Here is a 12,290-nt window from a genome sequence, read left to right on the forward strand (position 1 = left end):
GGCTTTCACCGAGGAGCATGAAAATGACCGTCAACACCGTTGTATGGGGCGAAAATATTCACGAACACATCAATGAGACGGTGCGTTCGATCTATCCAAACGGCATGCACAACACCATCGCCGATGCGCTGAACCAGAACCCCGAGATCAATGCCACCACCGCCACCCTTCAGGAACCGGAACATGGCCTGTCGCAGGAGCGCCTCGACAAGACCGACGTGCTGGTCTGGTGGGGTCACAAGGACCATGGCGCGGTGCAGGACGAGATCGTCGAGCGTGTCGCCAAACGCGTCTGGGAGGGCATGGGCCTCATCGTCCTGCATTCCGGCCACTTTTCCAAGCCTTTCAAGCGGCTGATGGGCACACCCTGCGCGCTGAAATGGCGTGAGGCGGGCGAACGCGAGCGTCTGTGGACCATCAATCCGCGCCACCCGATTGCAGCCGGTCTGCCCGAGCATTTCGAGCTGGAAAACGAGGAAATGTATGGCGAGCAGTTCTCCGTGCCGGAGCCGCTGGAAACCGTGTTCATCTCCTGGTTCCAGGGCGGCGAAGTCTTCCGTTCCGGTCTCACCTGGCGTCGTGGCGCCGGCAATATTTTCTATTTCCGCCCCGGGCACGAAACCTATCCGACCTATCACGATGCCAATGTTCAAAAGGTCATCAGCAATTCGGTGAAATGGGCCTATAATCCCGCCGGCGCGCTGAAAAGCATTCATGACGCCCCCAATGTTCCCGTGGACAAGGCGCTGGAGCCGATCGAAGAACGCGGCCCCAAGCTGCATCAGGCCGGCGAAGCAGGTTATAGGTAAGGGCTTGGAGATACTGGCATGAGACTTCTCATTCTCGGAACCGGCGGCATGGCCAACAACCATGCCACTTATTTCTCGCAAATCGCTGGCGTCGAACTGGTTGCGGCGGTGGATGTGGATGACGTGGTGGTGCGCGGCTTTGCGCTCCGCCACAACATCCCGCTCTCCTTCACCTCGCTGGATGACGCCATTGCCTGGGGTGAATTCGATGCGGCGGCGAATGTCACGCCGGATGCCATCCACCATCCCACCAGCCTGAAACTGCTGGCGGCCGGCAAGCATGTCTTCTGCGAAAAGCCGCTGGCGGAAAACTACGCCAAGGCCGCCGAAATGGCCGATGCCGCCGAAAAAGCCGGCCTCGTCGCCATGGTCAACCTCACCTATCGCAACGTCGCACCTCTGCAGGCGGCGCGCGAGATGGTCCTGGCAGGCAAGATCGGCAAAGTGCGCCATCTGGAAGCCTCCTATCTCCAGAGCTGGCTCGTTTCCAAGGCCTGGGGCGACTGGATGACGGAGAGCAAGTGGCTGTGGCGGCTTTCCACCAAGCATGGCTCTAACGGCGTGCTGGGCGATGTCGGCATCCACATTCTCGACTTCGCCTCCTATGGCGCGGGCAGCGATGTGGAACGCATCTTCACGCGGCTGAAGACCTTCGACAAACATGAAGGCAATAAAATTGGCGTCTACGACCTCGACGCCAATGACAGCTTCACCATGACCGCCGAACTGGAAAACGGCGCCATGGGCGTCATCCATGCCAGCCGCTGGGCGACGGGGCACTTGAACGAGCTCCGCCTGCGCATCCATGGCGACAAGGGTGCGCTCGAAGTCATCCACACGCCCGACTATTCCAGCCTGCGTGCCTGCATCGGCGAGGATGTGGAAAAGGCGATCTGGAAGACGATCGATGTGGAGCCGGTGGCGACGAACTACGAAAAATTCGCAAAGGCCGTCATGGAAGGCGGCCCCGCCGATCCAGACTTCCGCCACGCCGCCAATCTGCAGAAGGTGCTCGATCTATCGATCATCGCGGATCGGGAACGGCGTGAGGTGGCTGTTTCGGCTTGATGCAAAGGGGCGTTATGCGGCACAATGGTGCCGCATGTTTCTTCTCCCCGCCGGGGAGAAGATGGCCCGAAGGGTCAGATGAGGGGGCAACGTCAGCGATAAGCCGCACCCTTGCCCCTCATCCCGCTGCCGCGGACTTCTCCCCGGCGGGGAGAAGAAACAAGCGGCTTCCGCCCACTCAATACATTATGCGCTTCTTAAAGATGCAAACTACGGCGTGGAATTTTACGCGCGCGCAGCTTCACACCCCACGTTTGTTCCCCCACAGCAAAACATGCAGCTGCGGCAGGACGCGCGCTGAAAACCAGCGGTCTTCGCTGACCTTATCCACCAGCCACAACATCCGGTCCATCACCCCGTCTATATCCACACGCGCGTCGTCATCATCCGGCGGCGGTGGAGTGTGGTTGCCGGGCTGGAGATAGACGGGCAGATGCGGGAAGCGCGCGGATGCCGCCTTGGCATAGGCATAATCCGCATCGTCGAACACCACGATCTTCAGCGCCACCTGCGGCCCCTCGCCGGCGGCGGCAAGACAGTCCTCGAAAGCCCGCCAGTCCGTTTCCATACCGCTTGATGGCGGCTTGGGGCTTAAAACCAGATGGTCGAGATCGGCAAACCAATCTTTCGCGATGCTGCCCTGCGTTTCCAGCGCGAAGCGATACCCCTCGTCCTGCCCTCTGACAATCAAGGGCCCGAGCGGCTGGATAGCCGGATTGCCGCCTGAAAGTGACACAGTCAACGGCACACCACCCGAAAGCCGCCGTACCTCCTGCCAGATCGCCTCGACCGACAGCGGTTTCCACGTGTCGCGGTAGTCGCTGTCGACCGCATGCAGCGTATCGCACCAGGAACAGCGGTAATCGCAGCCGCCAGTACGCACGAAAACCGTTGGCAGACCAATCAGCAAACCCTCTCCCTGAATGGTCGGGCCGAAGATTTCGCTGATGCGGATTGTGGTTTCCTTTGCTGCAATCTTGTGTGCAGCCACCGTCATGGCCGGTATTCCGCCCAGGTCTTGGCGGTTTCGCTGACCCGCACGGCGCTGGTTTCCGGCAGGCGATCCTTGCACCATTCATAAAAATGCTTCGCCAGATATTCCGCCGTCACCCGGTCGTGGCCGAGAACGTCGTTCAGGTGGCGATGGTCGAAATGATCGTCGATATAACGCTTCAGCGGCGAAAGCTCGTGATAGTCGCGCACGAAACCGTGCTCGTTCAGGGCTTCGCCCGACAGTTCGACCTCAACGATGTAATTATGGCCATGCAGACGGTTGCACTGGTGATCGGACGGCAGGCTTTTCAGCTGATGCGAGGCGGAAAATTGAAATTCCTTGGTAATGCGGAACATCAGCGCACCTCCTGTGCCGCAAAGGCATGGGTGGCGGCGACCCAGAAGTCCGGGTCCTCGTAATCAGTCGGATCGGTAACACCGGCCAGATGAAAGGCCTCGCGCCGCTCCACGCAGGTGCCGCAACGACCGCAATGACGCAAGCCGCCCTTGTAACAGGACCATGTTTCGCCAAACGGCGTGCCGTATTTCACCGCATCGGTAACGATTGCCGCCTTGGAAACCGTGACATAAGGCGCAAACAGGGTGACATCGGCATAACCTTCCAGCGCATGCGCCTGCATGGCATTGAAGCTGTCGATGAAGCCCGGCCGGCAGTCGGGATAGATGAAATGGTCGCCGCCATGCACGGCGATCGCCACAGCATCCGCCTGCTGCGCGGCAGCCAGTCCGAAAGCGATGGTGAGCATGATGGCATTGCGGTTCGGCACCACGGTGGAGCGCATGGTCTCCTCCGCATAATGGCCATCAGGCACGTCGATATCGTCGGTAAGCGCCGAACCGGTGAGATGCGCCCCGATGGTTCTGATATCGATGATATGATGCGGCACGCCGAGCCGTTTGGCGCAATCGGCGGCAAAATCCAGTTCCTTCCTGTGGCGCTGGCCATAATCGAAGGAGACGAGAGCGAGAAGTTCATGTTCCGCCGCGATTTTATGCGCAAGCGAAACGGAGTCCAATCCGCCGGAGCAGATGACGATGGTTTTCATAAATTTGGATCCCTTGTTTTGACCGGGTGGGCTGCGACCGGATACGGCGCGGCTTTAAACCAAAGCGCGGGATTTGTGAAGGGCTGTGGCGAAAACACGAAAAGCGGCGAAGTCACCTTCGCCGCTTTCCGGATCATCCAAGCCTCAGCGTAGAAGCGCTTGTGCCTCCTCAATGCCGAGTGCGGCCGGCTGGGTGCAGGTGGTCGTCATCTCGATGAAGCGGCCCTCTTCGCCGGACTTCAGGATCGAGGTCATGACATCAATGCCGTGCAGGGAGCGATCCAGCGAGCAACGGGCGTCACGACCTTCAAGGATGGCAATTGCCATATCGGCAAGGCCGGCCGTGCGGTAATTGGCGCGCGGGCCGTTCGGGCTTTCCTGATTGGCGATGCCGAAGGGATGCGCCCAGTCTTCCAGCGGCTGGATGTTCTTGTCGCGGCCGCTGGCCTCCACCACCCCGCCGAAGAAGTTCGGATCCGGCACGTAGATCGAGCCTTCCGTGCCGTAAAGCTCCATATTGGCGTGGCGATGCGACCAGACATCCCAGCTGGCCGAAAGCGTGATCGTCGCGCCGTTCACGAATTCCAGAAGCGCGTGGATATTGGTCGGCGTTTCCACCGGAATGATCTCGCCATTCATCGGCTGGCTGGTCACCGTGCGGGTGGGGTTTGCCATCGTCGTCAGCGCACCGACACGTTTGACCGGGCCGATGAGGTTGATGAGATTGGCGATATAATAGGGGCCTAGATCGAGGATCGGCCCGCCGCCCTTCAGGAAGAAGAAGCCCGGATTGGGGTGCCACATTTCCATGCCAGGGCTCATCACATGGCAGGTGCCTGAGGTGATGCGGCCAACCTTGCCGTCATCGATATATTGCCGGGCAAGCTGATGCGCACCACCGAGGAAGGTATCCGGCGCGCAGCCGACGGAAAGTTTCTTTTCGCGGGCGATGCGCCGCAACTCCTCGCCCTCTTCGAGCGACAGCACCAAAGGCTTTTCCGAATAGACGTGTTTGCCCGCCTCAAGCGCTGCTTTCGACACCGGAAAATGCGCGGCGGGAATGGTGAGGTTCACCACCACGTCGATGTCCTTGTTGGCGAGCAGCTCCTCGATGGACTGAGCGACAACACCAAATTCTTCCGCCCTCAGCTCCGCCGCATTGCGGTTGAGGTCGGCGCAGGCGAGCACCTTGATGCCCTTGAAGAGCGGCGCCAGCGAGAAATAAGCAGACGAGATGTTGCCGCATCCGATGATGCCGACGCCAAGATCTCTGGCCATGATGAAACTCCGAAATGTGAGACTTAGTAGGTTTTGAACGAGGCGATCGAGCGGGTGATCAGCCGGTCAATGTCTTTTGGATTGTCGTGTTCGACCACGAAATGTTTCGTGGCGGATTTGGCCTTAAGCGCCGCGACAAGGCCCTTCCAGTCCACCGTGCCATGGCCGACATCCGCCCAGCCGTCCTCATCGGTGTTTTCCCCAGATGGTGCGATATCCTTTACGTGCACGGCGGTGATGCGCTTGCCGTAGCTTTCGATCCAGGCGAGCGGATCGGCATTGCCTCTGATAATCCAGGCGATATCCGCTTCCCATTTCAGGTCCGGTCCGCCGGCAAAGATCTGTTCCTGCGGGGTGGAGCCATCGGCAAGCGCCTTGAACTCGAAATCGTGGTTGTGCCAGCCGAAGGTCAGCCCGGCATCGACGAAGGGTTTGCCGGCTCCCTGCAGCCGCTTGCCGAAGGCGAACCAGCCTGCGGCATCCGCCGGGCGCTGGTCGGGCATCAGGTACGGGCAATAGATCGCCTCCACACCCAGAACCTTGGCAATATTGAGCGCCTTTTTCGGATCGCCTTCCAGAAGATCGAGGCCGAAATGGCCTGTTGGCATGGAAAGGCCATTGGCATCAAGTTCGGCGCGCAGGCCCTTCAAACCGGCATCATCCAGAGAGGCATACATGGCGCCATAACCTTCGACCTGTTTGTAACCCGCCGCCGAAAGCTTCTTCAGAATGTTGGAAAAAGGCTGGAAATTGCGGGCGCTGTAAAGCTGGAAACCGAGTTCTGTCATTGTCTCCTCCATAGAGATTTGGGTCTTGGGAAAGTGTGTGGGAATTGTCGCGCCTCTAAAGCCGCTCCTCGCTCTCAGCGTCGAACAACGAGGCCATGGTCAGGTCGAGGCCGAGGCGAACCTTTGTGCCGGGCGAAAACCGCCTGTGGCCACCGACGCGCACCGACATGGTGTGGCCGGCATGTTTCAGCCAGATCAGATTGTCGGCACCCATCGGCTCCTCGATATCGACGATCGCCTCATGCACCTCGCCACTGAGAATATCGGCATCGACACGCACATGTTCGGGACGAACGCCGAGAACCACGGCGCGGCCGGCAGTGAGCGGCATTTCCGACTGGTACCCATCCAGCGAGAAGGTGACGCCATTGGTGGTGAAGACCACTTTGCCGTCCTTCTCGATCAACTCACCGCGCAGAAAATTCATCGATGGCGAGCCGATGAAACCGGCGACGAAGAGGTTCCGCGGCTTGTTGTAAATGGTGACGGGATCGGCCAGCTGCTGGATGACGCCGCTTTTCATGATGGCGATACGGTCCGCGAGCGTCAGCGCCTCGATCTGGTCGTGCGTCACATAGATCATGGTATTCTTCAGCGACTGGTGCAGCCGCTTGATTTCCACGCGCAGTTCCGAGCGCAGCTTGGCGTCGAGGTTGGAAAGCGGTTCATCGAACAGGAACACGTCAACATCCCGCACCAGCGCCCGGCCGATCGCCACGCGCTGGCGCTGGCCACCCGAAAGCTCGGCCGGCTTGCGCTTCAGCAGCGGCTCGATCTGCAATATGCCCGCCGCTCTTTTGACGCGCCGCTCGATTTCCTCTTTCGGCACCTTGGCGACCTGCAGACCGAAGGACAGGTTTTTCTCCACTGTCATCTGCGGATAAAGCGCATAAGACTGGAACACCATGCCGATGCCGCGATCCTTCGGTTCCTCCCAGGTGACATTGCGGTCCTTGATGAAGATTTGCCCGTCGGTTGGCTCCAGAAGGCCGGCGATGCAATTAAGAAGGGTCGACTTGCCGCAGCCGGAAGAGCCGAGCAGCACGAGGAATTCGCCGTCGTAAATATCGAGATTGAGGTCTTTCAGCACGGTAACGGCACCGAAGGACAGGGATAGATCGCGGATGGAAACGCTTTTGTTCATATAGCTCAACCTTTTACTGCGCCTGCGGCAATGCCGCGGACGAAAAGCCTGCCGGAAACGAAATAAACGATCAGCGGCACGGCACCCGTCAGAAGGGTTGCGGCCATGTTGACGTTGTATTCCTTCACGCCCTGCACGGAGTTGACGATATTATTGAGCTGCACCGTCATCGGGTAATATTCCGGCCGCGTGAACACCACACCGAACAGGAAGTCGTTCCAGATGCCGGTCACCTGCAGGATCATCGCGACAACGAAGATCGGCAGCGACATGGGCAGCATGATGCGGAAATAAATCTGCCAGAAATTGGCGCCATCAATGCGCGCCGCCTTGAACAGTTCTTCCGGCAAAGAGGCGAAATAATTGCGGAACAGCAGCGTCAGGATCGGCATGCCGAAGATGGTGTGCACGATGACGAGACCGGTCAGCGTGCCATAAACACCCATTTCCCGCAGCACGATGACGATCGGATAGATCATCACCTGATAGGGAATGAAGGCGCCGATGATGAGGATCGAGAAGAACAGTTCCGATCCCTTGAACTTCCAGTTCGCCATGGCATAGCCGCTGACGGAGGCGACGATGATCGAGATCACCACCGAAGGCACGAGGATGCGCACCGAATTCCAGAAGCCGCGTGAAAGCCCGTCACAGTTCAGGCCCGTGCAGGCATTCGCCCAGGCTTTCACCCATGGCTCGAAAGTGATTTCCACCGGCGGTGCGAAAATATTGCCAAGCCGGATTTCCGGCATGCCCTTCAGCGAGGTGACGACCATCACGTAAAGCGGCAGCAGGTAATAGGCGGCAGCGACGAAAAGCGTGCCGTAAAGAATGATGTTGCGGCGGGAAAAGGTTTTCCTCGGCTTCCTGCCGCGCGGGCCGGAAAGGTCTTTGGCAGCCGCATCGGTGGCGGCCACGACCGTGTTTAATGTGCTGATATTAGCCACGCTTCTTGCCTCCGAATTCGAGGTAGGCCCATGGAATGACGATGATCGCGACAGTCAGAAGCATCATGGTCGAGGCGGCAAAGCCCTGCCCCAGGTTCTGCGCCTGAAACATGTAGTCATAGACATATTTCGCCGGCACTTCGGATGCGATGCCCGGCCCGCCGCTCGTCTGCGCCACCACCAGATCGTAAACCTTGACGATGCCGCTGGCGATGATGACGAGGGTGGTGATGAAGACCGGCCGCATCATGGGAATGATGATGAGGATATAGGTCTTCCACATGGGAATGCCGTCAACGCGCGTTGCCTTCCAGATATCCTCGTCTATGCCGCGAAGACCCGCCAGCATCAGGCACATGACGAGCCCGGTGCCCTGCCAGAGCGCCGCAATCAGGATGCCGTAGATGACGATCTGCGAATTATAGAGCGGATCGAAGGTGAAGCTTTCCCAGCCCATCGAGCGAACCACGGACTGGATGCCGAATTCCGGGTTCAACAGCCATTGCCAGACAAGGCCGGTAACGATGAAGGACAATGCAAAGGGATAAAGGAAAATGGTGCGGAAGGTGTTCTCGAACCGGATTTTCTGGTCCATCAGCGCCGCCAGCACGAAGCCGATGACGAGACTGAAGATCAAAGACAAAATGCCATAGATCGCCAGATTCTGGATGGAAACGATCCAGCGTGGTGCTGCCCAGAGCCGCTCATACTGATCAAAACCGATGAAGCTCGCCCGTGGCAGAAGCTTGGAATTGGTGAAGGAATAAATCACCGTCCAGACCGTGCCGCCGAGGAAGATCACCATGGCGGTCAAGATCATGGGAATGGAGGCAATCTTGGAATTGAGATTGCGAAAAAGCTGATTTGGACGCCTGGAGCGCGTTTGACCTGCCATGTTACCTCCTCCTGTAACGTTACAGTAAACGGTCAGGCAAAAACCTCACCGCATGAAACCCCTGCCCGTGCTGGTGAATATTGCACGGACCGGACGTTGGAATGGGGAACGGTAAACCGCTCCCCAACCCGGAGAGATCACAATCAGTCAGCGGAACCGATGAGGTCCGCGAAGCGCTTCTGGCCATCTGCCGCCGACATCGAGCCAGCGAAGAATTCGGCCATCAGATCCTCCTTCTGTTTCTGCGTATCGGCAGAAATCAGCTGGTCGGTGCTGGTCAGCGCATTGCCCTTGGCCAGAATTGCCAGACCCTTCTTCATGCAGTCATTGGCGGCGTTGAGATCGACGTCGCCACGGATCGGCAGCGAGCCTTTCTTCAGGTTGAAGGCGACCTGGGTTTTCGGATCGACGATGGTTTCAGCCAGCACGTCCTGCGCCTTGGTTTTCGCCTCGTCCTTCAGGACCGGGAAATAAAAGGCGTCACCACCGGTGGTGATGTAGTCATTGAGGCCAAGACCCGGCAGGCAGGAATAATCCGTCCCGGCCTTCTGATTGGCCAGCTGGAATTCGCCCTGCGCCCAGTCACCCATGATCTGGCCGCCAGCCTTGCCGGTGATGACCAGGTTGGTGGCCTGGTTCCAGTCCTGAACATTGGTGCCCTTGGCCATGTCGCGCGCCTCGACGGCCGCCGCGAAAATCTTCGCCATATCGGGACCGGCTGCCGCCTCGGCATCCTTGTCGCCATAGACCTTCTGATAGAGGTCCTTGCCGCCGATCGAAAGCGTCAGCGTGTCGAACAGACCGTTGGCCTGCCACGCCTGCCCGCCAAGCGCGAGCGGCTGGATGCCGGCCTTTTTCAGTGCCGGTGCGGCCGCCACAAATTCCGTCCAGTTCTTCGGAACTTCAACGCCAGCCTTCTTGAAGGCGGCGTTGGAAAGCCACAGCCATTGCCAGGAATGAATATTCACCGGCGCGCAGTAAATCTTGCCGTCGATGGTGCAGCTGTCGAGCAGGCTTGCCGGTTTGATGACCTCTTTCCAGTTGCCCTTGGTGGCAACGTCGGACAGATCGCGCATCAGGCCAGCCTGCACCAGTTCCTCCGCCTGCCGGCCATGGTTGAACTGGGTGGCGCCCATCGGGTCACCGCCGGTGATACGGCTGATCATGATCGGCCGGGCCGTGCCGCCCGAACCGGCAATCGCGCCATCCACCCATTTATTGCCGGTCGCATCGAAAGCTTTGGCAAGCTCGGCCACCGCTGCGGCTTCGCCGCCCGATGTCCACCAATGGGTCACCTCAAGATCGGTGGCCCCGGCGATACCCGCCGGAATCATGACACTGGCCAAAAAGGCCGCAGAAATAACACGCATTCGCATGAGTCTCCTCCCTCACTGAAACGTTACAGTTGGAACCTATGCGAAGATTTTTGATTAGGCAACCGCCTAAAATACGAATCTCGGCCCGCCTCCGAGAGGCATTTCAAACGGTCGGGAAATGCGCAAAACCGGTGCGATACAGGGGATAGCGCCGCGTAGCCCCGATACAATGCCAGTCGTTTTCGAGACGTATGATGAGGATGGCGAGGGCTGGAAGCGGCGATGTTTTCCCATGCCTTTGCCCATTGCGTGAACGCGCTCTTCTCATGAAACGGAAAAGGCGAGCCGGACCGTTATCCGCCTCGCCTTCATCATGCCGTTTCACCGGAGGTGGCAATATTATTGCCGTCTATAATCATCCTCGATGCGGATAACGTCATCCTCGCCAATATAGGCGCCGGTCTGGATTTCGATGAGTTCGAGCGGAATCTGGCCCTCATTTGCCAGCCGGTGCGGCTGGCCGATCGGGATATAGACCGACTGGTTTTCCGTCAGCAGCCGCGTCTCGTCCCCCATCGTCACGGTTGCCGTGCCCTTGACGACGATCCAGTGTTCCGAGCGGTGATAATGTTTCTGGAACGAGATGCGATGGCCAGGATCGACGGTGATGTGGCCGACCCGGTAACGCTCGTCCACATACATGTGTTCGATGAACCCCCAGGGCTGATAGACGCGCTTGTGGCTTTGCGTCTGCGGCGCGTGGTCGCTGGCTTTCAGCTTTTCCACCAGCCCCTTCACATCCTGCACCCGGTTTTTGGGCACCACCAGAACCGCGTCCTTGGTGGCCACCACCACCAGATCCTTGGCACCAACCACCGTCGTCAGCAATTGTGTGGAATGGATCAGGCAACCCTCGGAATCGATGAAGACGCCATCGCCCTCAAGCGCATTGTCATTGTCATGCTTGTCGGCAATTTCCCAGATCGCGTCCCAGCTGCCGATATCCGACCAGCGGAAATGGCCGTGCACGACAGCCATGCGTTTTGTCTTCTCGATCACCGCGTAATCGATGGAATTTTTGGGGGAAGCCTCGAAGCTTGCCTGATGCAGGCGTACAAAACCGAGGTCGCTTTCATATTGCTCTACCGCCTGCGTCACCGCCGCCAGAATTTCCGGAGCAAAAGCCTTCAGCTCGGCGATCATCACATCAGAGCGGAACAGGAAGTTACCGGAGTTCCATAGATAGCCTTTTTCCAGATAGGAGATCGCCGTCTTCACGTCAGGCTTTTCCACGAAGGCATCGACGGTGCTGAGATCGGCCTCACCGTCGATCGCCTCACCTGGCTTGATATAACCATAGGAAGTGCGCGGCTCGGTCGGCACCAGGCCGAAAACGACGATATTGCCCTGATCGGCGGCTTTTGCGCCGAGTTTCACGGCGTCGGAAAACTTGTCGGCATCCAGCACCACATGGTCGGCGGCAAGCGCCAGTACCAGACAGCCGGGCTCACGGCGCTCGGCCAGCACGGCGGCGGCGGCCATGGCGGCGGCGCTGTCGCGGCGGGCGGGCTCCAGCACCACGGTTGCCGGCAGGTCGATCTCTTCGGCCTGACGGCGGGCGAAGAAACGGAAATCCTCGTTGGTGATGACCAGCGGTTCCGAATAAAGTCCCTTGTCGCCGACCCGCTTCAAAGTCTGCTGATAGGTCGAAAGATTGCCGACCAGCGGCTGGAACTGCTTGGGCAACTGATCGCGAGACACCGGCCAAAGCCGCGAGCCGGCGCCGCCAGCAAGGAGAACCGGCGTGATCTTTCGAGATTGTTCGTTCACAACAAAACCTTTCCAACTCTAAAAAATTTCCCGGCGCGCCGGACAATATACATATTTCGAAATACCGCCATCATCGGTTCACGGGCGGACAAGTTCAAGCTCATAAATTCGCCTTGTGAAAGCTTGGTGAACGGCGCTGTGTTGCCGGCAGGCCT

Annotated in this window: 12 protein-coding genes; 2 read left to right on the plus strand and 10 right to left on the minus strand. The window is 58.8% G+C overall.

Annotated elements, in window-relative coordinates; all coding sequences use genetic code 11:
- Positions 1 to 23: 23 nt before the first annotated feature.
- Entirely contained in the window at positions 24 to 809 is a 786-nt protein-coding gene (locus O8B93_RS15780; RefSeq protein ID WP_269710876.1) for a ThuA domain-containing protein, read from the plus strand.
- Between the two features lie 18 nt (positions 810 to 827).
- Positions 828 to 1,877 carry a Gfo/Idh/MocA family protein gene (locus O8B93_RS15785; RefSeq protein ID WP_269710877.1) on the plus strand — a complete coding sequence of 350 codons (1,050 nt, stop codon included), beginning with the start codon at positions 828 to 830 and terminating at the stop codon, positions 1,875 to 1,877.
- A 241-nt stretch (positions 1,878 to 2,118) separates the two neighbouring features.
- Here the strand turns inward: O8B93_RS15785 and queE are convergent, their stop codons facing one another.
- The 10 genes from queE to O8B93_RS15835 all read right to left on the minus strand — a co-directional run bounded on the left by queE (position 2,119) and on the right by O8B93_RS15835 (position 12,135).
- Complete coding sequence (gene queE, locus O8B93_RS15790) at positions 2,119 to 2,874, minus strand: 7-carboxy-7-deazaguanine synthase QueE (protein WP_269710878.1); 756 nt, start codon at positions 2,872 to 2,874, stop codon at positions 2,119 to 2,121.
- Entirely contained in the window at positions 2,871 to 3,227 is a 357-nt protein-coding gene (gene queD / locus O8B93_RS15795) for a 6-carboxytetrahydropterin synthase QueD (RefSeq protein ID WP_269710879.1), read from the minus strand. Before queD ends, queE begins: the two co-directional genes overlap by 4 nt.
- Positions 3,227 to 3,937, minus strand: coding sequence for a 7-cyano-7-deazaguanine synthase QueC (gene queC, locus O8B93_RS15800; protein ID WP_269710880.1), 711 nt, complete (start codon positions 3,935 to 3,937; stop codon positions 3,227 to 3,229). The genes queD and queC overlap by 1 nt, the downstream gene beginning before the upstream one ends.
- A 144-nt stretch (positions 3,938 to 4,081) precedes the next feature.
- Positions 4,082 to 5,215 carry a Gfo/Idh/MocA family protein gene (locus O8B93_RS15805; protein WP_269710881.1) on the minus strand — a complete coding sequence of 378 codons (1,134 nt, stop codon included), beginning with the start codon at positions 5,213 to 5,215 and terminating at the stop codon, positions 4,082 to 4,084.
- Positions 5,216 to 5,238: 23 nt separating this feature from the next.
- Positions 5,239 to 6,003: a sugar phosphate isomerase/epimerase family protein gene (locus O8B93_RS15810; protein ID WP_269710882.1), complete on the minus strand. Its 765-nt coding sequence runs from the start codon at positions 6,001 to 6,003 to the stop codon at positions 5,239 to 5,241.
- Positions 6,004 to 6,058: 55 nt separating this feature from the next.
- Complete coding sequence (locus tag O8B93_RS15815) at positions 6,059 to 7,147, minus strand: ABC transporter ATP-binding protein (protein WP_269710883.1); 1,089 nt, start codon at positions 7,145 to 7,147, stop codon at positions 6,059 to 6,061.
- Between the two features lie 5 nt (positions 7,148 to 7,152).
- Positions 7,153 to 8,094 (minus strand): carbohydrate ABC transporter permease, encoded by a 942-nt coding sequence (locus O8B93_RS15820; RefSeq protein ID WP_269710884.1) that lies wholly within the window; start codon positions 8,092 to 8,094, stop codon positions 7,153 to 7,155.
- Positions 8,087 to 8,989 (minus strand): carbohydrate ABC transporter permease, encoded by a 903-nt coding sequence (locus O8B93_RS15825; RefSeq protein ID WP_142842667.1) that lies wholly within the window; start codon positions 8,987 to 8,989, stop codon positions 8,087 to 8,089. The genes O8B93_RS15820 and O8B93_RS15825 overlap by 8 nt, the downstream gene beginning before the upstream one ends.
- A gap of 143 nt (positions 8,990 to 9,132) precedes the next feature.
- The gene (locus O8B93_RS15830; RefSeq protein WP_269710885.1) at positions 9,133 to 10,365 is read right to left on the minus strand and encodes an ABC transporter substrate-binding protein; all 1,233 of its coding nucleotides are present in this window, start codon (positions 10,363 to 10,365) and stop codon (positions 9,133 to 9,135) included.
- A 339-nt stretch (positions 10,366 to 10,704) separates the two neighbouring features.
- Entirely contained in the window at positions 10,705 to 12,135 is a 1,431-nt protein-coding gene (locus O8B93_RS15835; RefSeq protein WP_269710886.1) for a mannose-1-phosphate guanylyltransferase/mannose-6-phosphate isomerase, read from the minus strand.
- Positions 12,136 to 12,290 lie beyond the last annotated feature (155 nt).

This window comes from Martinezella rhizogenes (assembly GCF_027460065.1).
Classification (GTDB): Bacteria; Pseudomonadota; Alphaproteobacteria; order Rhizobiales; family Rhizobiaceae; genus Agrobacterium; species Agrobacterium rhizogenes_C.